The following is a 22250-nucleotide window of genomic DNA, read 5'->3' as shown; positions in this document are numbered from 1 at the left end:
CTTCAACCATGCCCACTCCCGCTGACTCCTCTCCATCCCCCCTTCTCCAAAGCGACGAGGTTCTCAAGCCTGAGGACTCTGTTCCGCTGAGGGGGACGGTATTGGCGGCCCGTGAGCCTTTTTTGGGGCTGTTGCGGGATCTGGCGCGGGCCTACCAAGCTTTTGAAAATTACGCCGGGGTTCACATTCGGCAAATGGGGCTGACGGCCCCCCAATTCGATGTGTTGGTTACCCTTGGCAATACCCCTGGGATGACCATGAATGTCTTGGCCCAAAAAACGCTGGTGACCAAAGGGACACTGACCGGCATTGTGGATCGCCTGGAACAAAAAGGGCTGGTGCGCCGGGAAGTGCCCCCGGAAAACCGACGCTGCTTTAAGGTCGTGCTGACAGAGGCGGGGGAAAAACTGTTTGAGGAAATTTTCCCGGCCCACGTCGCCTACTTGAAAGAGCGCTTCCAAAAGCTGGATCCCTCGGAGATGGCGCAGATCCAGGCTTGCCTTAAAAAACTGCAGGCTATTTTCTAGCGCTTTCAGATTCCCCCTTGCTGAGGAGGGATCCCTTCTAGCCCGGTTCAAACGGCTGCCCCAGAGCTGCCGGCGGCGTGGCCTTCACCGCCTGCTGAATCCAGCGCCGCAGCCGAGGTGGGAGCCCGCGCAAGCCGCACTCCCGCCATTCCCCAGAGGTGAGCACCAGCGCCAAAATCATCAACACGAAGGGGGCCACCGTGAAAACTTGGGTGGGCACGGCGCGGATGGTGGTCTGGGCAACCCCAGCGAAGGACTGCAAAATGCCGAACAGGTAGGCCCCCAGAGCTACCCGCAAGGGGTTCCAGCCACCGAAGATGACGATGGCCAAGGCAATCCAGCCATACCCTGCTGTATGTCGGTGGCTCCAGCCGGCCTTGAAATCCAGAGAAAAGGCAGCCCCCGCCAAGCCCAATAGGGATCCCCCCACAAGGGTGTAAACATAGCGCCAGAAAATGACATTGGTGCCGCGGGCAAAAGCCGCCGCCGGCTGTTCTCCCATAGCCCGCAACATCAGGCCAGGCTGAGTGCGATACAAAAAGAACCAAGTTCCCCCGATGAGCGCGTAGCTGGCGTACAGCAACAGATCCCCTCGGAACAGGAGCGGCCCCAGCAGTGGCACCTCTCTCAAGAAGGGGATCGGCAGGCTGGGCACCGTTGGCCCTGGGATCCGCACGAACGGATTGCCCAAAAAGGAAGACAAATCCGCCCCCAATAGGGTCAAGACGAAACCAATGGCAATTTGGGATCCCTTCAGGGTCAGCGAGCCAAAGGCCACGATCCCAGCAAACAGCGCTCCCACCGCGGCGGCAGCCAAAAAGCCCAATACCAAGCTTCCCGTCAGCTTGGCCACGGCGAACCCAACCATGGCCGCCAGCATGATCGTCCCCTCTGCGGAGAGGTTGATCACCCCTGCCCGCTCGGTAATGGTTTCCCCCACACAGGCGAAGACCACCGGTGTGGCGGTGGCAATGGCAGTGGAGAGAATAGCAACCAGTTGGGCAGCGGTCATTATGAGCCTGTCGAGAACTCGGGTTGGGTTAACGCATTTGCAGTTGCTGCGGGAATGCGCCTGTCGATCTGGTCATCGCCTCACCCCAACACCCAGAGCATGAAAGCCACCCCTAGGGTGACGGCACCAAACAGAGCATAGCTGATCCGGCGCAGCGGCCTCAGTTGCAGGGCATGCAGATCCTTAAGCCAGCCCAGCCCCAAGGATTCGACAAAGCGATCCAGCACCGCCTGCATAGGGTAGGCGTAAACCGATCCTTGCTCCTTAAAGTTCACCAGCACAACCAGCAGTGTAGCGTAGCCCCAGAGGAGGCCCCAGAGCACAGCGCTCAACCCGATTAAAATTGGCTCAAACATCGACTTTCCCTTGCCTTCTATAGGCATGTCCACTGCTTGCGTGAGCGGGAGACGGAGTTCTTTGAGCCTGGGGGACTTGGATCTCATTATTCCGGTTGTTTTCCCGTTGAGGCTGCCCTCCCTCAGACAAGAGCGTAGAAGGGATCCCAGCTTGCTTGCAGAGATCACGCCGGTTCTCTTCTGCCCGTCCAGGCCAGAAGATGACAAACTGGAAGTACCCGCTCGGAGTTATCTCGTCAAATCCCCATGAGTTCTCGCTACCTGCTGCCCCCCGCTGAACCCAAGTCTGTCGGTACTGCCTATATCCTCTGGGCGTTGGGCATCTTCGGGATCTGTGGCGTCCATCGCTTCTACCTGGGCAAGACTGGAACAGGCATCCTCTGGCTGTTCACCTTTGGCCTGCTGGGCTTTGGCCAGTTAATTGACCTGTTTTTGATCCCAGGCATGGTGGAGAACTACAACTTCAAGCTGGCCGTCCTGCAGGGATCCCGACCCTCCCCATCCCCAGCTTCCTCAAAAACCACCTCAGCACCTCCTCAGCCCCTCAAAGGTCAAGCTCTGATGCGGGAGATCCTGCGGCTAGCCCAACAGCGGCAAGGGATCCTCACTCTTGCGGAGATAGCTATCGACTTACCTGCCGACTTTGACGAAATTGAAAAAGCGTTGCAAGAGCTGAGCCGGCGGAGCATGGCTTTCCCCGAAAACAACCCGGTCACTGGAGCGGTAGAATACCACTTCCCTCACCTGCTGCACCGCTCCCCCGACCAACGTTCGCTCTAGATGCCCTCCTGCAGACCTCTACTGGGATCCCAGGATCCCTCGGCGCTTGGCTGCCCGAACCGCCCGGCGAAAGGTCAGCAAGCCCAGGCCGAAGTAGAAAACGCCGCTGGTCAGAGCCATGATCAGCCGCACGGGATCCAAGCCCGCCTCCCGCACCATCACGTCTCGCAGCAGCCCAGCCCCCGCCGTCATGGGCAGACTTTGCCCTAGCCACCTCAGGGATCCCGGCCATTCTTCCGTGGGAGCAGCCAACAGGAAAAGCAGGCCGAATTGGCTGATGATCAAAAGCTGCTGAATTCGCTTCCAAATTAGAGCAGCGGATCCCAGCAAAAACGAGAAGCCGTAGGCCCCCAGCACCACGCTCACCAAAGGCAACACCAGAGCAGGGGGAAACCGCAACCGGCTGCCCGTCAGCAATAAGATGACGCCCAGAATGACGACGACAATGGAAAAGCGCAACACCAAGCTGGCACAAGCCCGTGCCAAGAAGAGAGTGGCTGCCGAAAATGGCGAGAGCAACACCTGCTCCAAGGTGCCTGTCTGGGCTTCCACCTGCAGGTTGAGGGCGATGTCGTTGACCACAAAAATGACCAGCGTCCAGAGCACATAGCCGATCACCACCGCATCCAACCGTTCGCCAAATTGGGAGGCAGGCCCTGCCACATATTGGGCGCCGGCAAAGAGGGCATAGAAGAAGAACGTGGTGATCAGGATCCCGCCCAGGGCCTCCGCCGGATAGCGAATGTACTGGATCCAGGCCCGCTTCAGTTCAGCCCAAAACAGGTGTATCACCGGCATCATCCTTGCCCCTCTCCCCTTTTCAACAACTCGAGGAAAATATGGGTGAGATCGGCTTCCTCTCGTTTGAGGCTGAGCAAGGGCAAAGGCTTCAAGATCTCCAGCACCTGATAGAGCATCTCTGGCGGGCCGCTGAACCGCACCCGATGGGATCCGAGAATCTCCACCCCTTGGCGGGCCAGTTGTTCAAACCTCCAGGGATCCAGCCCCTGTTCCAGCTCGATCCGGTAAGTACCGACGGCGCCGGCAAAGTGCCGGATCAACTCTCCCGTGGGGGCTTGGGCGATGATCACCCCTTGTCGAATAACGGCTACCTGATCCGAGAGCGCTTCCGCAATATCCAGTTGATGGGTGGTGAGCAAGATGGCTCGACCCGAAGCGGCAATTTGGCGGATCAGGGATTTCACCGCTTGCGCCGATTCCACATCCAACCCCAGGGTGGGCTCATCCAGCAGCAACAGGGCCGGTTGATGCAGGAGGGCGACGGCAATGGCCACCTTCTGCTGCATGCCCCGCGAAAGGGTTTGCACGGCCACATCTTGTTTCTCCTGCAGGCCAAAGGTCTCCAGCAGCTCTAACCCCCGTTGCCGAGCGGTTCTGGGGGATAGCCCCCGCAGCACGCCAAAGTACTCCAAGTTCTGTAGGGGGGTCATCCGCCAGTAGAGGTTGCGATTGCCTTCCAGCACCGCCCCTACTTGGGCCAATGTGCCAGGATCCCTGTGGGGATCCCGTCCGAGAACGCACACTGTGCCCGCGTCCGGTTGGATCAGGCCGGCAATCATCTTAATGGTGGTGGTCTTGCCGGCCCCGTTGGGCCCCAAAAAAGCCAGGATCTCCCCTGCTGCCAGCGTCAGGGATACATCCACCACCGCCCGCACCTCCCTGCCTCCTTGCCGGTAGGTTTTTTGGAGGTGGTGAGCTTCTAGAACTTTCATGACGCGAACCCGATGCAAACGCGAAGCCGATGTAAAAAGGAGCGCTGAAGAGAGGAGGGCCGGCCATTCCACTCTCTCACACCAGAGCATGGGCCCGCCTCGAGAGGGATCCGGCAAGATCTAGGGGGTCATTGGGATCCCAGCCTCCATCCGGCTCAGGGCCAGGCTCATCTTGTCCAGCCACTGCAAAAGGTTCTCCAGTTGCTGCGCCGCCGGCACCATCCCCAGCCCTCGCACCGTCACCTTGCCCGGTTGGTAGACAAAGCGAGGCTGCAGGTGAGTGGGCAGAGCCTCTTTCAGGCGATTCCAAGCCGGCTCCTCCATAGGGGTTTCCAAAAGCACATGCTCTTTGGCCGGTTTGATGCGGGAAAAGCCCAGGGTGCGGGCCAGGATCTTCAGCTCCATCACCCGCAGCAGCTCCTGGGTAGGCTTGGGCAGGGGGCCAAAGCGGTCTTGCCATTCTTGGGCAATTTGCAACAGCTCGACCCGAGAGCCGGCAGCAGCCAGGTGTCGATAAGCCTGCATCTTTTGATCTTCGTCGGGGATATAGCTTTGCGGGATCATGGCGGTAACATTCAGGTCGATTTGCGTGTCCTCCACCTGCGGGATCTCCTGGCCGCGAATTTCTCGAATGGCTTCTTGCAGCATTTCCAGGTAAAGATCGAAGCCCACCGCATTGACTTGCCCGGATTGTTCCGTTCCCAGCAGGTTGCCAATGCCACGAATTTCCATATCCCGCATTGCCAACTGATAGCCGGATCCCAGTTGGGTAAATTCCTGAATGGCCTGTAGGCGTTTGCGGGCCTCCTCGGTGAGGATCCCGTCTTCTCGGTAAAACAGCCAAGCATGGGCTTGGATCCCAGCCCGGCCCACCCGCCCCCGCAGCTGGTATAGCTGAGCCAATCCAAACTCCTGAGCATTTTCAATCAAAATGGTGTTGACGCGGGGAATATCCAAACCGGATTCGATAATCGTCGTGCAGACCAGGATATCGATTTCCCCATTGTTAAAAGCCAGCATCGTTGCCTCTAGCTCCCCTTCGGGCATCTGCCCGTGGGCAATGGCAATGCGAGCACCGGGCACCCACTCCCGCAATTTGGCACTGGTTTCTTCGATGCCTTCAATGCGGTTGACGACATAGAAGACTTGACCGCCGCGATCCAACTCTTGGCGGATAGCCGTGCGGATGACTTCGGGGTTGTAGGGAGAAAGGTGAGTTTTGATAGGCCGGCGGGAAGGAGGCGGAGTTTGGATCAAGCTCATTTCCCGCAAACCCGACAAGGCCATATACAGAGTGCGGGGAATAGGGGTGGCGGTGAGGGTGAGTACATCCACCTGGGTTTTGAGAAGTTTGATTTTCTCTTTTTGGTTGACGCCAAAGCGCTGCTCTTCGTCAATAACCAAAAGGCCTAAATCCCGAAATTGCACATCCTTGCCCAAAAGCTGGTGGGTGCCCACCACAACATCCAGTTCGCCACTCTTGAGACGGGATAGGATTTCTTTTTTCTCCTCCGAGGTGCGGAAGCGGTTGAGCAAGCCCACTTGAATAGGATAGGGAGCGAAGCGCTCTTTTAAGGTGTGATAATGCTGCTGGGTGAGAATGGTGGTCGGCGCCAAAAGAGCCACTTGCTTGCCGGCGGTTACGGCTTTGAAAATGGCACGGATTGCCACCTCTGTTTTGCCAAAGCCCACGTCCCCACACAGCAGCCGATCCATAGGGCGTGGAGATTCCATATCCCGCTTGATCTCCTGGACAGCTCGGAGTTGATCCGGCGTCAGGGGATAGGGGAAAGAATCTTCCAGCTCCTGTTGCCAAGGAGAATCGGGCGGGAAGGCATAGCCCTCCTGTTCGGCGCGTTTGGCATAGAGCTGCAGCAGGTCAAAGGCCACTTTTCGCAGGCTCTTTTTCACCTTCTGTTTGGTCTTTTCCCAGGTGCTGCCGGACATCTTGTGCAGGGCAGGTGGTCCATCCCCGCTGGCGCGGTAGCGGGAAAGGGAGTTGACCTGGTCGGCAGCCACCCGCAACAGGCCATCGCTGTATTGAATAACCAGGTACTCGCGGGTTTCGCCCCCAATGGTGAGGCTTTCTAAGCGCAGAAACTGGCCAATGCCATGGGCCTTGTGAACGACAAAATCCCCTGGCTTGAGCAGGTTGGGATCCACCTGGCGGGAGCTGGCCTGGCGGCGCTTGCGCACATAGGTGGGGGTGGCCAGGCTGTGTTGGCCGAAAAACTCGCGGTCGGTGAGCACCACCCACCCCAAGGTGGGCAGGAGAACCCCCTCCAGCTCGGCCAGGCCGGAATACTTGAGGGCCACTGGGGTGTAGGACTGCAGCTGGCGCTCGATGGCCGGGAAGTCTTTGGGATTGGGCACGTACTGGGCGGGGCAGTCGTGTTCCTGCAGCAGAGCTACGGTGCGGGAGGGCTGGGCAGAGAGGATCCACACCTGCAACTGCTGCTTGCGGTACTCGCGCAGGGTTTTGGCCAGGGATCCAAACTGGTGGGGAGCAGTAGGCACAGGCCGGCTTTTTAGGTCAAGGGCAGCTTCGGCTTCGCCAGCAGGGGCAAAGGTGCGGGCCAACAGGCAGGGGAAGGGATCCCAGTCGGGAGCATGGAGATCGAAGGGGCGGTGAAAGGGCTGCAGAGCCGGCTCCGCAACCTGGGCCTGTTTCCACTGTTCTTGGGCGTGGCTTAGCCACTGCCGGCTGTGGGCCTGGCACTGCTCCGGCTCGTCGATCAGGATCAAAGCCTCGGGATCCAGATAGCTCAGCAGGTTGGCTGGCGGATCGTAGAGTAGGCCAAGAAAACGGCGCAAGCCTTCCGGAGGAGTCGGCGACTGCTCCAACTGCTGCCGCAGGGTTGGGGAGAGCCAATCCGCCTTTTCCTGCAGCGCTGGCCAGAGGATGGGTCCGTAGCCAGTGGGGGTCAGCCAGACGTAGGGGATCCCGTCTTGAGAGCGCTGGCTCACCGGGTCAAACTCCCGCAGCCGCTCCAGCTCGTTGCCGAACCACTCCAGCCGCACCGGCCATTCGCAGGCCACCGGGAAAACGTCGAGAATATCGCCTCTCTGGCTCCACTCCCCTTCGCTTTCCACCAGGCTTACCCGCCGATAGCCCAGACGAGCCAACTGCTGCCCCAACTGCTGCGGCGACATCTCCAGGCCGGGTTCCAGCTTGAGGCAAAAGGCCCGAAACACCTCTGGAGGGGGAAGGTGGGGTTGGAGGGCCCGCTCTGTCGCCACAATGGCCATGCCCTTCTTCCCCTGGAGGCAATCGGCCAGCACCTGAAACTGACCCCACACCAGCTCCGGTTCCAGGTCAAAAGGTTCGTAAGGGGAAGCCTCGGAGGTGGGGTAGAGCTGCACACTCTCCCAGCCCATGCCCTCCAGTTGCGCCGTCCAGCGGCCTGCCTCCTCCAAGGTGGCAGTGACCACCAGCAGGGATCTTCCCTCCTGCTGGGCCAAAGCCGAGGCGATCAACCCCTTGGCAATCCGCCCTGCCCCCTGCAGATCTGCCTGTCGCCGTGATCTCAACCGGGCGGCCAGCTCTTGAATCAAGCCGGACTGGCCTAGAAAGCGCACCAGCGGAATAAACGACATCTTCCACCCCACCCTGCAAACTGGGATCCCAATTCTGGCAAGCTCCGGGGACGATCAGCAGCCGTCTGCCGGCTCTGTAAACCGGAAGTCCTCCCTTGCTGGGAATCGCTCCTCGATCTATTGGGACAACAGTTTTGTTGTTTAAAGACGAAGAAAACCAGAACCCTATGTCAATGGCCTGCCAGTTTTTGGCCGCTAGGTTCACAGAGGGCTTTTTGCTTTGTAGTCCAAATTACAAAAAAAGGTCTATATCTCACAGAATCCTAAAATTAACCTTTAGAGTCGGACGGCTTGTCGATTGTCTTAGCCAAGATTTGATGTTAGAAGGAACCACAAAGCGCGGCTTTCCCGGCCTCATCTGATGTCTGCCAGTCAGCAAGATGTTTTTCATGCAAGAGATGTAGCTGTATCAACTGCAGAGGATGTTGTCGGAAAAAGCTGTATTGGCCAATTCATCTAAACTTGGTACAAATCATGTTTCTAGATACCGTTGCCCTTTCTCGTCTACAATTTGCCCTCACGGCCATTTTTCACATGTTGTGGCCGGTTTTAACAACGGGGATGGCCATTTACCTTGTTGTTATTGAGGGACTTTGGCTAAAAACCCGCAACCTAGATTACTACCGTCACGCCCGTTTCTGGTCAAAACTCTATGTGTTGAACTTTGGTATTGGCGTGGCCTCAGGCTTGCCGATGGCCTTTCAGTTTGGCATGAACTGGGCGCCCTTCTCCGAAGCAGTGGGAGATTTTTTCGGCACCATCCTGGGGTTTGAAGGCACGATGGCCTTTATGCTGGAGGCCAGCTTTCTGGGGATCATGCTGTTCGGCTGGGAGCGCGTGCCGCCGGTGATTCACTGGATCTCGACGATCCTGGTGGCTTTTGGCGCCAACTTATCCACCTTTTGGATCCTGACGGCCAACTCTTGGCTGCAGACACCGGCAGGTGGCGTGTTCGTCGATGGGAAATTTGTGGTGCGGGACTACCTGCAGGCCATTGTCAATCCCTTCATGGTCAACAGCTTTCTGCACATGTTTTTTGCCACCTTGGAAACCTCTTTGTTTGTTATCGGTGGCATCAGTGCCTGGTACATTCTCAAGCGGCGGCACAGCGAGTTCTTCTCCCGCTCCCTCAAAGTGGTCTTGGCAATGACCCTGGTGGTCGCCCCTTTGCAGGTGTTCGTCGGCCATCTGAGCGCGGAGCAAGTCTATCGCTATCAGCCGGCCAAGCTGGCGGCCATGGAGGCCCAGTGGGAGACGATCCCTGCCGGCGAGCGGGCAGACTGGAGCCTGTTGGCTGTGCCCAACGACCGCGAAGAGCGCAACGAGTGGGAGGTGAAGATCCCTGGCGCGCTGGGCTATCTGCTGGAGTTCAAACCCAGGCTGGATCGACCCATTCAAGGGCTCAAAAGCTGGGATCCCCAAAATCGTCCCCACATGGTCGGCCTGATCTACTACTCCTTCAGAACGATGGTGGCCATTGGTCTTTTTCTGGCCGGGCTTGTCGGAGTTACCCTTGTCCAATGGCTGAGGGGCAAGCTCTCAGTGGAGGCCCTTTCTCAGCAGAAATGGCTGATGAGAGCTTGGATCTTCGCAGCACCCCTGGGATACATCGCCGTTGAAACTGGTTGGATCGTCCGCTGTGTGGGTCGGCAGCCCTGGATTGTGTATGGACAACTGCGCACGGTGGAATCGGTTTCACCGCTGCCGGCAGGAGAAGTGTTGTTCTCCTTGATCGGCTTGACCATCTTGTACACCGTGTTTTTCGTGGCCGCCCTTTACTTTGGCAGCCGCATCATCCGCGAAGGGCCAAACCTGGAGTTGCCCGCCCCTGTCCCGGCAACGCAGCCGGTGATCGTGGTCGAGCCTGCCCGCCACGAACCGGATCGCCGTCCTGCAGAAGCTCGGTAGCAGCAGTTTGGTAGCCATCTAACTGGTGACTCCAAGTAGCAACAGGGCAACGTAGCAGGCCCATTCCCCACAGCAGTGAAACCCTTCGCTACGTCAACTCCCAACTTCCCTTCCCTAGAGGGAGAGGGACTGGGGATCGCCATCGGGAACTGTCTCGCACTGGTCAGAAATACTCAAAGCAGAGGGAACAGCGATGGAATCTTTTGAGCCTTTACAGCGGTTTCTGCCCCAGGTTTGGTTTTTTATCCTGGGCCTATTCCTATTTCTCTACGTTCTGCTGGACGGGTTTGATCTGGGAGTTGGTATCCTCTCCCTGACGGCCTCCAGCGAGACGCGGCGCAGCATTCTCATGACCAGCTTGGGCAATGTTTGGGATGCCAACGAGACGTGGCTGGTGTTGATGGGGGGATCCCTATTTGGATCTTTTCCTCTCGCCTACGCCACCATTCTCAATGCCCTCTACATACCCTTGGTGATCATGGTGGTGGGCCTGATCTTGCGGGCCGTTTCCTTCGAGTTTCGGGAAAACGCCGACAACAAGTTGGTGTGGAACCTGGCCTTTGGAGTGGGCAGCTTTTTGGCAGCCTTGGGCCAGGGATTTGCCTTGGGCAGCGTCTTCGAAGGGATCCGCGTGGACGAAGCCGGCCACTTTGCCGGCAGCCCCTGGGATTGGCTGACCTGGCGCACGCTGTTGGTGGCTCTTACTTTGATCCAGGGCTATGTGTTAATCGGCTCAGCCTACCTAATCGTTAAGACCACCGGCGAGCTTCAGGAAACCTACTACAAGACGGCAACCATCGCCACCTGGACAACTTTACTGGGGGCAGTGTTTATCACCATCAGCACTCCTATCATGTCCGAGCAGGCGCGTGCTCAGCTTTTCTCGCCCCCTCTTTTCTACATCTTTGCTGCCATCCCAGTTCTGGGACTTTTGTTGGTGGCGTTGTTGCTGCGCAGCCTGCGCCGGCGGGAAGAAAATAGCGTTTTGGTTTACACTTTTTTGATCTTTGCGCTTTCTTTTATCGGCTTGGGGTTCATGGTCTTCCCCAACATCATCCCCCCCAGCGTCACCATCTACGAAGCGGCAGCCTCCCCCAGCTCGCTGGTGTTTATGCTCACCTTTATTGGCTTTCTGATCCCGGTTATCTTGTCCTACAACATCTACAACTACGTGGTGTTCCGGGGCAAGATCGTGGTGCAGGAAGTGGCGGCGGAAGAGGCCAAAGTTCCAGAGGCAGTTTAAGCTGGCCTGAGGATGCAGCAATAACCCCGCCCGGTGATGGGCGGGGCAATTTTTTAGGTGCAATCGAACGTCTACAGAGAAAGGCTGATACATTTACGCCGAACACTGCTGAGCATTACTGCTCAACGGTGAAGCGATAGCATTCTGTCCGTTTCCGAACAGAAAGGCGGTATCCCGCAAAGCCCTGAGCATAACACCCAGAGCGCCTTGCCAATCTCGTGGTAGCCTGTGGTTGCACTTGGGGCATGTGAACACCTTTGCGCCACCTAACTTAGTGTGGATGTGCCCGCACTTAGTACAGGTTTTGCTGGTGTACGCTTCCGATACTTCCACGACGACCACGTTTTTCTTCTTGGCTTGAAACTTCAGGAACTGCTTGAACCGGTAGTGCGCCCAGGTGAGCATCGCCCTTGCCGTCTTGCTACCAAACTTCCTCCCTGCCTTGGCAACCATCTTGGCTGACTCGAAAGTGGGGAGGAATATCAATCGGTAGTTATCCGTTAGGAACGCCGCTACCTTGCGATGGCACTCGTCCACCAAGTTCCTGATTCTCTCCCGCAGACGAAACGCCGCTTGCCGCATTCGCCTACGCTTGAGTCTCGGTGCTCTGCTCAGCCTAGATTGCAGATCGTCTAGGTGGTAGCACAGCCGAGTGATTCTACCAAAGTCTCCCTTGGCGATATCTACGAAGCCCGCTCTCACTCTCTCTTGAGCCATTGCCGGATCTGCTCGGCAGCTACATCGCGACCTCCCAACCCAAAAGCCAACGCCACCGCCACGGCAATCGCCCCCAGAACCAGACCAAAAGCCAACACCACAATGTCGGTGGCCACGCCCATCTGCTGCAGGGCCATGGCGCCAACAAAAACCAAGATAGCCACCCGCGCCGCCCGGGCCAGTACCCCTGAGGAAGGGCTACCCAAGCTCTTGATCATAGAGTGGGCCAAATTGGCCAAATAAAGACCGATCCCAAACACCAGGGCGCCGATGAGCACCCGACCGGAAATCAGCAACAGCCCCTGCACAATGTCGGTTAGGGCGGCAAACTGCAGCAACTCCACTGCCGGCACCGCCCCAAACAAGACCACGCCTACCCAGACCACCAAGCCGGCGATCTCGGAGGGAGTGCGACGTTTGGCAGCGGGATCCCCTTCAGGCTCAGGAGCAGCAGGTAGGGGCAAGCCCAGCCCCGCGACCAGACGGTCAAAACCCACCGCCTGCAGCAACTGGGTTACCAAGCTGGCCAAAAATTGCCCCAGCAAGTAAAAGACGGCCAGGATCAAAGCGGATCCCGCGATCATGGGAATGGCCCGCAACACCTGCTCCAGCATCGCCACCGCCGGATCGGAGATGGCCCGAATTTCCAAGGCATTCAGCGCCGCAATCACCGCCGGGATCAACACCAAGACATACACCACCGTCCCGACGATCTGGGCCAACTGGGGAACGCCAAAGCGTGCCCCCAACCGATTTGCCCCTGCTGCCACCAACAAATTGGAGACGATCCCACGCACGATGCGGGCCAAAAACCAGCCCACCACACCGATGATCAGCGCCCCCAAAATCCGCGGCACCATCGACAGCAACTGATCCAGCAGGTTTTGCACCGGCTGCAGCGGCCCCTGCAGGTTCAGGGTATCCAGGATGATCGGCAAAAAGAACAGCAGAATCAGCCAGTAAAGGGCATTGCCCAAAGTTTCATTCAGCAGGAAAGGGGTGACCTCTGTACCTCCCTCTTGGTCGGTTGGGGTTCCTTCTGCACCTGCCTCACCGGCAGCGCTTTCCTGCTGTAGAGGCCGGGCCAACTGCTCATCGAGGTTGAAACGCCGCAGCCCCTGGATGACCGCCAGCCGGGCAACTGTAGCCACCGCCCAGCCCACAGCCAGCAGCACCAGCGCCCCACCCACCCTTGGCAGATAAACGAAGATTTCCCCCAAAAACCTGTTGAGCGGATCGGAGACAGCTTGAAGCTGCAGGGCATTCAGTACCGCCACCAACACAAAAGCAAGAATCACCCAGTAGACGGCAGCGGCCACCCAGCGCTCCGTTTGGGGCAGCTTCTCGCCGGGCTTTTGGCCCAAAACCCAAGCAGCCAAGCGATTGTCCAGTTGCGTCCTTTTGAGCAGTCCTCTAACGCCGAAGGCTACCGCCGTGGCCACTATCCAACCCAGAATTAAGATGGCAATCGCCGCAAGGAGATTGGGCATAAAATCGATAAGCCTAGACCAAAGACTGACGACAAAAGAGATGGCCTCATCTCCAATGGTGTTTCCAGAGGTGTCCATAATGATCCTCACAGCTTGAAAATGCTCAGGATGGACAGATAACAAGTGTAGGTTAACCTGAAGTGTTTTTTCAGGCAAGTTGGCCAAAGGGGGAATATGATATGAGAAATATATATTGAGGCAGAAATGTCGGATCTCGAAATAAAACTTCACATTCTATTAACCCAAGGGCTCCAGCCATCAGTCAAAGCTCCGATGGGCCATCGAACGGCAAGGATCGAATTCAAGTTGTTGATACCGCAGATTATAGCTTTTCCCCACCGAGCAGGAGCTTTGTAGATTAAGTCAGGATCTCTGTTGTGCGATGGATGCGGCTGCATTGGCTAGAGTCAGTGTTGCTGGGAGGAACTGTAGCGGGCAGTTTGCATCCACAGAATGAGAGCATTTTGATGACCTATATAAAGAATCAAACGGGCAATCGACACTCGGTCAATGGGTTGGATCCCCTGTAGCCTTGATATGCTTAGCCTATTGGCTTGCTCACTGTCTGACCTAAGGTGTATCCCGAAATACGTTTGCAGTTCTTCAATTTACAATTGATAGCCTTCTAAATCGGTTTCTTCCAATACACCAGCGCATCTTCTCCGTTGTAATACCCCTTGCGACGTCCCAGCCGTTGAAACCCTGCCGATTCGTACAGGCGGATTGCCGCTTGATTGGAAGCCTTTACCTCCAGAGTGGCCCAGCGGCAGCCTGCTGCTCTCGCTTGGTTCAGCAGTTCTTCCAGAATCCGCCGGCCCAAACCCTGTTGCCGGTGCTCGGGATCCACCGCCAAGGAGATGATATGCGCTTCTTCTTCAATGCGCCAGAGAATGCCGAAGCCCACCAGCTCTTTTGTCGTCTGCGTCGGCGAAGTGGGGTTTGGAGAGGGAAGGGGAAACTCGGCTCGGCCCGAGCCACACGAAGCGCCAACGGCAGCGGGTTCCGCCACTACCCCAATCACCGTGCTTGTGGGTCGTTCCAGCTCCGCTCGATATCCCTGTTCTCCCCAGTATCCCCCATAGCATCGCCGATCCAGCTCCAGCAGTTGGGGCAGGGCAGTGATGTCCAACAGCTGCAGCCGATAACTCGTACCGCTCATGGTGGCCTAGTCTCGCAATTCGCAGAATTCCGCCAACAACAACTGCCCCAAGGGATCGTCATCGGGAGCCGCGTAGGGCAAGGCTCTGCGGCTGATGCTCAAGATGTTGCCCCCCGATTGGGGATGGTGCTCCGCACCGCTTTCGCGAACAGGCTTGAGTTCGTAGTCGATCCCTTCGGTGAAGCCGGCTTCCTGTAGGTAGTCTTGGGCAGCTTTGAGGATCCCTTCTCGCAGTTGCGCTTTGACCGCAGGGGCCATGAGGTGGCGAACAAACCACTGGGCGCTGGCGGGATCCACCTCGGCCAGGTATTGGAGGGCAGGGGTCAACACAGCAGGGCGCTCTTGAGGGGACAAGCCGTTCACCTGCTGAGCTACCGCGGGCACATCCCGCCGTTGCATGGCCTGGATCAGGGCTTGTGTGGCTGGAGAAAATGAGGGATCCGACACTTGGCTCATGGCTGGGGGTACCAGAGGAATTCGAGGGTGCGAACAATGGTCTCTGCTTGCTGTAGGGAAGAAGCGGTCGGCAGACAGACGGTTACATGGCCCAGTTTTCGCCCTGGGCGGGCAGGGGTTTTGTGGTACCAATGCACCGTGGCATTGGGGAGCTGGGCCAGGCACTGCCGCTTTTCTGCGTAATCGCCGGTGGCATGCTCATAGCCCAAGAGGTTCACCATCACTGCCCCCCCACACTTGAGGGAGGGATCCCCCAAGGGCAGGCCGAGGATGGCCCGCAGGTGTTGCTCGAATTGTGAGGTGCGGCAGGCTTCCAGGGTGTAGTGGCCGGAATTGTGGACCCGCGGCGAGATTTCGTTGATCCAGATCCCGGCCTTGGGGTGGGGCGGCGGCACCCAGAACAGCTCGATGCCAAACACGCCAACTGCACCCAATTTTTCCATCAGATCGGCTGCCAAGCGCCGGATCTCGGCCTCGGTGGTTGGGGGGATGCGGGCAGGCACCAGGACATGGCGGCAGACTTGCTCGATCTGCACAGTTTCCACCACCGGGTAAACCCGGATCTCTCCCCTCAGCCCCCGCGCCACCATCACCGCCAGCTCCCGCTCGAACGGGATCCATTCCTCCAGCAATAGCGGGATCCCCTCAGATTGGCTAAGGGCCTGCTGCAAAGCCGCTCGCTCGTGCAAGATGCGGGTGCCCTGCCCATCGTAGCCCTGCCGCCGTCGCTTGAGCACCACCGGAAAGCTCAGTCCAGCCAGGTCTGCCGAATCCAACACCGCCTCCAGCGGGAAGAAAGCCGGCACCGGCAACCCCAACCGCGCCAGGAACTGCCGTTGGTGCAACTTGTCCAGCAGCGGCTCTAGCGTGCTGAGACTAGGACGAAAGCGGGATCCCTCCGGATCCAGTTTTTTCAGCTCCGGCAGAGGGATAAACTCGTTTTCAAAAGTAACCACCGGGCAGCGCTTCAACAACTGGGCCGTGGCCTGGCTGTCGGCTGTGGATCCCCAAACCACCCCATCGGCCACTGCCACCGCCGGATCGGTGGGAGCAGCAGCCTGCACCACCAGCGGGATCCCCATCTGGCGAGCTGCCAAGGCCAACATCTGCGCCAACTGCCCGCCGCCGATCACCCCCACAGGTTGGGATCTCTGGTCTTTTGAGGATACCTGGGTTTCCACAGCCGTACCGTTATACTGGGTGGTGGGCCGCTGTCCATTGCTTCTTGGATCCAGAACCCCATTATGGAACCCCTTGCCCTCCAGCGCTAGGAGAAAAACGGTGGAACCCTCTCAACCCTCTGAGCTGAGAGCTCTAATCAACCGGGCTTTGGCGGACAAAGTCTTGACTCGCGCCGAGCAACAGCAGATTCTCAGTGCCGTCATGGCCGATCAAGAAATTTCCCCAGAAGAGCACGAACTGCTGGAATCGATTGTGGAGCGCCTAAACAGTGGCGAGATCCGCGCTGTCGATTGAGCCCTGCCTTAAGACTGAGAGTGTCCCTAGGATTTTGGAGAATTGGATCCCAGTCTGTCCTTCGGCGCTGGGTATTCAGTCTGCAATGCTTGGGTCAATCCCGGTGGGTGGATCGCCTAGAATAATCCACAACCCACCTCTTTCTGCTGCCATGAGTTCTCACTCTTCAGATTGGTTCACGCGGGCTCGCCACATTTTTTACGGCACGGCCACCGCTCTGGTGGAGATCCTGCAAGACCCGGAAAAGCGCACCGAAAACCTCAACCGCCTTTCGATGGACTTGGGACAACTGGCGGCGGAGCTGGAGCAAAAGGGAGAGTTGATCGAGCAGGAGGCAGTTCGTTACGTTGAGAGTCTCAGGGATCCAGCCGCCAACGCCCCCTCGGCAAGTCCTGACTCTGAAGCGCCTGTCGAGAATGCTCCCCCGACACCAGCTTCCTCCCCCAACAAGCCGGCTATCTCCAGAGAAGAGATGGCTGAGTTGATGGAGCTGATCCATCAGATTGAGTCCTTGCGCCTGGATTTGGAGCGGTTGCGCACCTCGTCCTGAGTCCTGTGCGGTTCGATATCCTTACCCTTTTCCCCGAATTTTTTGAAACGCCGCTGCGCATTGGGCTGGTGGGCAAAGCCCTACAGCAGGGGATCGCCGAAGTCCACTGCACCAATCCACGCGACTTCGCCACCGATAAGCACCGCCGTGTCGATGATGAGCCCTACGGGGGTGGGGTGGGCATGGTGCTCAAGCCAGAGCCTTTCTTCGCTGCTGTCGCCTCCCTGCCCCGGTTGGATCCCTGCGAGATCATTCTGCTGACGCCCCAGGGGCAACCGCTAAACCAGGCGCTGCTGCAGGAGCTGGCCCAGAAGGCGCAGCTGATCCTGCTGTGTGGCCAGTACGAAGGCTTTGACGAACGCATCCGACAATACCTGGCCACCCGCGAGGTGTCGCTGGGGGATTTTGTCCTGACCGGGGGGGAAATTCCGGCGCTGGCCCTGATCAACGGCGTGGTGCGGCTCTTGCCGGGCACCGTAGGCAAGGTAGACTCGTTAAAGAGGGAAAGCTTCGAGGCGGGGCTGCTGGACTATCCTCAGTACACCCGCCCGCCAGAGTTTCAGGGGTACAAGGTGCCGCCGGTACTCCTCTCAGGCGACCATCAAGCCATTGCCCGTTGGCGTCTGCAGCAGCAGCTGGTTCGAACCTGGCAAAGGCGGCCAGACCTGTTGGCCAAGCGCCCCTTGACCGCCGAAGAGCAGCAGTTGTTGGTAGAGGGGCTGGCGGAGCAGCACCCTCGTGTAAACGAAGCGGAGAAATAAATCATGCTCGGCAAGCTTCTCAACCGTCTCCTGAATCCATCGCCCGTCTGCTGGCGTGGGATCCCCTCGCCCCCAGTGCTGCTTCTGGTGGGAATGGCCTTGAGCTCGGTTCTGAGCGGTTCTGGGGTGGCCCTGGCCCAAAGCGGAAGTGTCAACGATGCCATTCGCCGCGACAGCAATCCCCCTCTGTTGGATGGCACCAGCATCAACGTCAACGATCTCTTCCGGGCTGCCGACTTCCTCTCCCGCCAGAATGCTGCTTCCCGCTGGGACGGCAAGGCCAGCGTTGATGCTGCTGTGGAGCAATTTAACCAATCCCGCCGCCGCTCCCTCCCGCTTTCTCCCGGTTCCTTGGCACCTGAGCCCACCCCCACTCCCTAAGGTTGGATCCCATTCCCGGTAAATCTGTTAGGATCGCAAAGCCGATCCCGTGCCTGCTGAAATGCGGTACGCCGTTTTCGGGATCCATTAGGAGAACACCGCCGTGGTTAAGAGCACCCCCTCCAGCAAAACCGATACGGAGCAGCGTTTGGATCCCGCCAGCCGGGGCCACTCCAAAGACAGTTCCACCGCACCCAAAGGGATCCTGGGTTTTATTCAAGAGACCCGCACAGAATTAAGCAAGATTGTTTGGCCGAGCCGCCGGCAATTGATCGGCGAGTCGGTAGGGGTCTTACTGATTGTGTTGGCTTTTGCTTCCTTCATCTACCTGGTCGATCAAGTGTTTGCTTGGGTAGCCACTCAGCTGTTCTTGTGATGTTCTGTCCTGAGGGGCAAGAGAGTCATGTTCAAGGATGGCTACAGGGAGGATGTGAGGTGATGAGGCCAGAGCAGCAGCGAAAACGTCGTGGGGGCCGTGTGGAGCACTTTGAGCCTGCAGACGCGATCCCGGAACCAGACGAGGGGGAAGGTCAAGAGCGTCGCAACCTGCGCTGGTACGCCGTGCAGGTGGCCTCAGGCTGCGAGAACAAAGTGAAGAGCACCCTGATGCAACGGGCGGCTGCTTTGGATGTGGCGGATCAAATTGTCGAGGTGGTGATCCCGAAGCGGACGGGCTTCAAGCTGGATCGATCCGGCAAGCGCCAGGAGCAAGAGGAGAAGATTTTTCCCGGCTATGTCCTGGTGCGCATGGACATGAACGACGACACTTGGATGGTGGTGAAAACAACCCCCAATGTGATCAACTTTGTTGGCACCGAAGAAAAGCGGGCCTACGGTCGCGGTCGGGGGCATGTTACACCGCGTCCCCTCAGCCAAAGCGAAGTCCAGCGCATCTTCAGCAGCGTCGAGGTGGAGGAAGTGCCCCTCAAAATCGACATGGCCCCTGGGGATCGCATCGAGGTGCTATCCGGCCCCTTCCAGGGTTTCTACGGCGAGGTGGTGGAGGTCAGCCCAGAACGGGGCAAGCTCAAGGCGTTGATCTCGATTTTCGGGCGCGATACCCCGGTAGAATTAGAGTTTGGTCAAGTGCGAAAAGAGGTGTAACCGCGTTTCATGGCTAAGAAGTTGGTGGCCGTGGTCAAGTTGGCCATTCAGGCGGGCAAGGCCACCCCCGCTCCCCCCATTGGCCCAGCCTTGGGTCAACACGGGGTCAACATCATGGCCTTTTGTAAGGAGTACAACGCCAAGACGGCGGATCAGGCCGGGATGGTGGTACCGGTTGAGATCTCCATCTTCGAGGATCGCAGCTTTACCTTCGTCCTCAAGACGCCGCCAGCTTCGGTGTTGATCAAGAAGGCTCTGGGCATTGAGTCTGGCTCCAGCGAGCCCCACAAAACCAAGGTGGGATCCCTGACCCGAGCTCAACTGCGCCAGATCGCCGAGCAGAAGCTGCCGGATTTGAATGCCCACGATGTGGAGGCGGCCATGAAAATTATTGCCGGAACTGCCCGCAGCATGGGGGTGACGGTGGTGGATTGATGGAGGGATCCCTTGCCCGGTCTGAGGTGTTCACGGTCTTGAAAAAGTTGTTCTAGCAAACCACTGTGGGGGAGAGAAGTTCTCGCCAGTACCCCGAGGAGAAACGATGGCTCGAAAGCTTTCCAAACGTATGCAGGCTTTGCGGGAGAAGGTGAAGCCCATTGCCTATGCTCCCGAAGCGGCTTTGGCCCTGATGAAAGAGACGGCCACCGCCAAATTTGAAGAGGCGGCAGAGGTTCACATCCGCCTGGGGATCGACCCCAAGTACGCCGACCAACAACTGCGCACCACTGTAGTCTTACCCAGGGGCACCGGCCAAGAAATCCGAGTGGCGGTGATTGCCCGTGGCGAGAAAGTGGTGGAGGCCCAAAATGCAGGGGCGGATCGGGTTGGATATGAAGACCTGATCGAGGAAATCAGCAAGGGCATGATGGATTTTGACCTTCTGATCGCCACCCCCGATGTGATGCCCCAAGTGGCCAAGCTGGGGCGGCTGTTGGGGCCGCGCGGCCTCATGCCCTCTCCCAAGGGGGGAACGGTAACCATGGATCTGGCCCAAGCGATTAAGGAGTTCAAGGCCGGCAAGCTGGAGTACCGGGCGGATCGCACCGGCATTGTGCATTTGATCTTCGGCAAGTGCAAGTTCCCCGTCGAAGCTCTGCTGGAGAACCTAAAGGCAGTGCAGGAGTCCATCGATCGCAACCGTCCCTCTGGAGCCAAGGGCAAGTATTGGCGAACCCTACATGTTTCTGCTACAATGGGCCCCTCGATTGAGGTTGATATCAATGCCCTGCGGGAGCTGAAGTTGGCGACCTAAGCCTGGCTTCGGCGCTGCGATGGGTTGAAAAGGGTTTGAGTGAGTGTAATTTGGAGGAGGATCCCGGCAGAACATCTTTCCCCAGTCGAATAGCAAGCCGAAGACAGCAGGTGCCCGCGGGCTTAATGTCCTGCCGAGGTTTGAGCGAAGTTCAAAGGGATCCCTTCTTGGATCGCTTTTGATGGTGCGCTTATCTCCATGCGTCTCGGCCACGGCTGGGACGCATTCTGTTTGGCAGAACCCAGATTCACCACCCGTTAACCCTGGGTGACCATTGACAACAAAGGAGGTGAGCGCATGGGCAAGCAACCTTTAGCGAAGAAAGCGGAGATCGTCGATAAAGTCCGATCCCTGCTGCAGGCCAGCCAAATGGTGCTGGTGATCGACTACAAGGGGCTGACCGTTGCGGAGATGGACCAACTGCGGGCAGAGCTGCGCAAGTCGGATTCGGTTTGCATGGTTGTTAAGAATACCCTGATGCGGCGGGCCATCGCCGACCAAAAAGCTTGGGCAGGGATCGCTCCCTTCTTGGCGGGGCCGACGGCCTTTATCTTGATTCGGGGCGATATTTCAGCCGCCCTGAAGGCGTATCAAGATTTTGCCAAGCAAACCAAGAAAACCGAGTTCCGCGGTGCTGGCATTGAAGGGCTATCCCTGACCTTGGAGCAGGCCAAGGCCATCGCCGAGCTACCGCCCAAGGAAGTGCTCATGGCCCAAGTGGCGGGCAGCCTCAAGTCGGTGGCCACCGGCCTGGCGGTCGGGCTCAATGCTGTGCCCACGCAAGTGGCGCGCGGTATCCACGAGATCCCAGCCTCTCTGGGGCGGGCCATCCGGGCCATTGCCGACAAGGAGGCTGCCTAAAGGGCTTCGGTTCATCAGCCCAAACCTATGTCATCCATTCCATTACCCCTTAAGGAGAAACCATCATGCCTTCAGAGCGCGTTGCAAAGATTTTGGAAGAGTTGAAAGCCTTGAGCTTGCTGGAAGCTTCCGAGCTGGTGAAAGCCATCGAGGAAACCTTTGGCGTCAGTGCAGCAGCCCCAGCCGGCGGCATGGTCATGGCAGCTCCTGTGGCAGCGGCGGCGGCAGCTCCGGCGGCAGCCCCTGAGCCGGTGGAAGAGCAAACTGCCTTTGATGTCATCCTCGAGGCTGTGCCAGCCGACAAGAAGATCGCCATCCTCAAGGTGGTGCGCGAGTTGACCGGCTTGGGTCTGAAGGATGCCAAAGATCTGGTCGAGGCGGCTCCCAAACCCGTCAAAGAAGGGGTTGCCAAAGAGGAAGCCAACGACATCAAGAAGAAGCTGGAAGAAGCCGGCGCTACCGTCAAGATCAAGTAGTTCCAGTTACGAGGAGAGCGCCTCTCCCTGCTCTGACGAGGAATCTAATCAAGACTCTCAAACCCAAGGGGGGCTGCTCCGGCCCCTCTTTTGGGTCTGCCCGACCATTGGCGTGGGTTCGGGATCCCTGCTCCGCCGCGCTTCCACCTCTCCGTGAGCTTTCAAGAGGGCAGCCAGCTTGCGACGCATGACGATGCTGGGTTTATCGGTAAACATGTGCTGCTCCGCCTTGATATCGAGGGGAACGTCATAGTCGGTGCTTTCCAGAACCCGTTGATCCTCAAGGGTCACCTGCCGATCGAAGGCGATGATACTCTCAGCTAGAAATCGCAGGAGCCCCGCACTGTACCCGTAGGGTCAGTGTCGGGAGGAATGCGGAAGTTATGATAGAACCATGACCCAAGTCCTGAC

General features: G+C 58.1%; 23 protein-coding genes, 2 pseudogenes and 1 other annotated feature. Of the genes and pseudogenes, 14 read left to right on the top strand and 11 right to left on the bottom strand.

Annotation, left to right across the window (positions count from 1 at the left end; all coding sequences use genetic code 11):
• Positions 1–101: 101 nt before the first annotated feature.
• Entirely contained in the window at positions 102–527 is a 426-nt protein-coding gene (locus ACVWYY_RS12020; RefSeq protein WP_011432828.1) for a MarR family winged helix-turn-helix transcriptional regulator, read from the top strand.
• Positions 528–564: 37 nt separating this feature from the next.
• Here the strand turns inward: ACVWYY_RS12020 and ACVWYY_RS12015 are convergent, their stop codons facing one another.
• Positions 565–1539, bottom strand: a complete 975-nt coding sequence (locus tag ACVWYY_RS12015; protein WP_457384924.1) for an ABC transporter permease — start codon at positions 1537–1539, stop codon at positions 565–567.
• Positions 1540–1619: 80 nt separating this feature from the next.
• A complete protein-coding gene (locus ACVWYY_RS12010) occupies positions 1620–1895 on the bottom strand; it encodes a hypothetical protein (RefSeq protein WP_041436392.1) in 276 nt (91 codons plus the stop codon).
• A gap of 246 nt (positions 1896–2141) precedes the next feature.
• On the opposite strand from ACVWYY_RS12010, the gene ACVWYY_RS12005 reads away from it, so the two are divergent.
• On the top strand, positions 2142–2675 hold the full coding sequence (locus ACVWYY_RS12005; RefSeq protein ID WP_414342801.1) for a TM2 domain-containing protein: 534 nt from the start codon (positions 2142–2144) through the stop codon (positions 2673–2675).
• Positions 2676–2693: 18 nt separating this feature from the next.
• On the opposite strand, the gene ACVWYY_RS12000 is transcribed toward ACVWYY_RS12005, so the two are convergent.
• From ACVWYY_RS12000 to mfd, 3 genes are all read right to left on the bottom strand, one after another.
• On the bottom strand, positions 2694–3476 hold the full coding sequence (locus ACVWYY_RS12000; RefSeq protein WP_414408249.1) for an ABC transporter permease: 783 nt from the start codon (positions 3474–3476) through the stop codon (positions 2694–2696).
• Positions 3473–4408 carry an ABC transporter ATP-binding protein gene (locus ACVWYY_RS11995; protein WP_414330122.1) on the bottom strand — a complete coding sequence of 312 codons (936 nt, stop codon included), beginning with the start codon at positions 4406–4408 and terminating at the stop codon, positions 3473–3475. Before ACVWYY_RS11995 ends, ACVWYY_RS12000 begins: the two co-directional genes overlap by 4 nt.
• Before the next feature lie 120 nt (positions 4409–4528).
• Positions 4529–8005, bottom strand: coding sequence for a transcription-repair coupling factor (gene mfd / locus ACVWYY_RS11990; protein WP_457440672.1), 3477 nt, complete (start codon positions 8003–8005; stop codon positions 4529–4531).
• 474 nt (positions 8006–8479) lie between these two features.
• On the opposite strand from mfd, the gene ACVWYY_RS11985 reads away from it, so the two are divergent.
• Positions 8480–9913, top strand: a complete 1434-nt coding sequence (locus ACVWYY_RS11985; protein ID WP_457384919.1) for a cytochrome ubiquinol oxidase subunit I — start codon at positions 8480–8482, stop codon at positions 9911–9913.
• 193 nt (positions 9914–10106) lie between these two features.
• The gene (cydB, locus tag ACVWYY_RS11980) at positions 10107–11156 is read left to right on the top strand and encodes a cytochrome d ubiquinol oxidase subunit II (RefSeq protein ID WP_011432837.1); all 1050 of its coding nucleotides are present in this window, start codon (positions 10107–10109) and stop codon (positions 11154–11156) included.
• A 93-nt stretch (positions 11157–11249) separates the two neighbouring features.
• Here cydB and ACVWYY_RS11975 read toward each other — a convergent pair.
• The 5 genes and pseudogenes from ACVWYY_RS11975 to ACVWYY_RS11955 all read right to left on the bottom strand — a co-directional run.
• Positions 11250–11852: pseudogene (locus ACVWYY_RS11975) on the bottom strand (zinc ribbon domain-containing protein); the annotation flags it as partial.
• 2 nt (positions 11853–11854) lie between these two features.
• Positions 11855–13441, bottom strand: coding sequence for a mechanosensitive ion channel (locus ACVWYY_RS11970; RefSeq protein WP_457440670.1), 1587 nt, complete (start codon positions 13439–13441; stop codon positions 11855–11857).
• A 547-nt stretch (positions 13442–13988) separates the two neighbouring features.
• Positions 13989–14522 (bottom strand): ribosomal protein S18-alanine N-acetyltransferase, encoded by a 534-nt coding sequence (rimI, locus tag ACVWYY_RS11965; protein WP_414351014.1) that lies wholly within the window; start codon positions 14520–14522, stop codon positions 13989–13991.
• Positions 14523–14528: 6 nt separating this feature from the next.
• Entirely contained in the window at positions 14529–14978 is a 450-nt protein-coding gene (locus ACVWYY_RS11960) for a hypothetical protein (RefSeq protein WP_414351012.1), read from the bottom strand.
• Positions 14975–16159 (bottom strand): 5-(carboxyamino)imidazole ribonucleotide synthase, encoded by a 1185-nt coding sequence (locus ACVWYY_RS11955; protein WP_457440668.1) that lies wholly within the window; start codon positions 16157–16159, stop codon positions 14975–14977. Before ACVWYY_RS11955 ends, ACVWYY_RS11960 begins: the two co-directional genes overlap by 4 nt.
• A 100-nt stretch (positions 16160–16259) precedes the next feature.
• On the opposite strand from ACVWYY_RS11955, the gene ACVWYY_RS11950 reads away from it, so the two are divergent.
• From ACVWYY_RS11950 to rplL, 10 genes are all read left to right on the top strand, one after another.
• Positions 16260–16454 carry a hypothetical protein gene (locus tag ACVWYY_RS11950; RefSeq protein ID WP_414329471.1) on the top strand — a complete coding sequence of 65 codons (195 nt, stop codon included), beginning with the start codon at positions 16260–16262 and terminating at the stop codon, positions 16452–16454.
• 151 nt (positions 16455–16605) lie between these two features.
• Entirely contained in the window at positions 16606–17004 is a 399-nt protein-coding gene (locus ACVWYY_RS11945; protein WP_414329472.1) for a hypothetical protein, read from the top strand.
• A gap of 5 nt (positions 17005–17009) precedes the next feature.
• Positions 17010–17765: a tRNA (guanosine(37)-N1)-methyltransferase TrmD gene (trmD, locus tag ACVWYY_RS11940; RefSeq protein WP_414342776.1), complete on the top strand. Its 756-nt coding sequence runs from the start codon at positions 17010–17012 to the stop codon at positions 17763–17765.
• Positions 17766–17768: 3 nt separating this feature from the next.
• Positions 17769–18146 carry a hypothetical protein gene (locus ACVWYY_RS11935; protein ID WP_414351005.1) on the top strand — a complete coding sequence of 126 codons (378 nt, stop codon included), beginning with the start codon at positions 17769–17771 and terminating at the stop codon, positions 18144–18146.
• Between the two features lie 103 nt (positions 18147–18249).
• Positions 18250–18522, top strand: coding sequence for a preprotein translocase subunit SecE (gene secE / locus ACVWYY_RS11930; protein WP_414329112.1), 273 nt, complete (start codon positions 18250–18252; stop codon positions 18520–18522).
• 62 nt (positions 18523–18584) lie between these two features.
• Complete coding sequence (nusG, locus tag ACVWYY_RS11925; RefSeq protein WP_011432848.1) at positions 18585–19250, top strand: transcription termination/antitermination protein NusG; 666 nt, start codon at positions 18585–18587, stop codon at positions 19248–19250.
• 9 nt (positions 19251–19259) lie between these two features.
• Positions 19260–19685: a 50S ribosomal protein L11 gene (gene rplK / locus ACVWYY_RS11920; protein WP_011432849.1), complete on the top strand. Its 426-nt coding sequence runs from the start codon at positions 19260–19262 to the stop codon at positions 19683–19685.
• Positions 19686–19791: 106 nt separating this feature from the next.
• On the top strand, positions 19792–20502 hold the full coding sequence (rplA, locus tag ACVWYY_RS11915; protein WP_011432850.1) for a 50S ribosomal protein L1: 711 nt from the start codon (positions 19792–19794) through the stop codon (positions 20500–20502).
• A 79-nt stretch (positions 20503–20581) separates the two neighbouring features.
• Positions 20582–20741 (top strand) — a sequence feature (ribosomal protein L10 leader region).
• 58 nt (positions 20742–20799) lie between these two features.
• A complete protein-coding gene (gene rplJ, locus ACVWYY_RS11910) occupies positions 20800–21363 on the top strand; it encodes a 50S ribosomal protein L10 (RefSeq protein ID WP_414329113.1) in 564 nt (187 codons plus the stop codon).
• Between the two features lie 65 nt (positions 21364–21428).
• Positions 21429–21839 (top strand): 50S ribosomal protein L7/L12, encoded by a 411-nt coding sequence (gene rplL / locus ACVWYY_RS11905; RefSeq protein WP_011432852.1) that lies wholly within the window; start codon positions 21429–21431, stop codon positions 21837–21839.
• A gap of 57 nt (positions 21840–21896) precedes the next feature.
• On the opposite strand, the pseudogene ACVWYY_RS11900 reads toward rplL, so the two are convergent.
• A pseudogene (locus ACVWYY_RS11900) lies at positions 21897–22160 on the bottom strand (hypothetical protein); the annotation flags it as partial.
• Between the last annotated feature and the right edge of the window lie 90 nt (positions 22161–22250).

The organism is Thermostichus sp. MS-CIW-34, from assembly GCF_054060435.1.
Note: the sequence above shows the minus strand (reverse complement) of the source record. Positions and strands in the feature narration are given on the sequence as shown.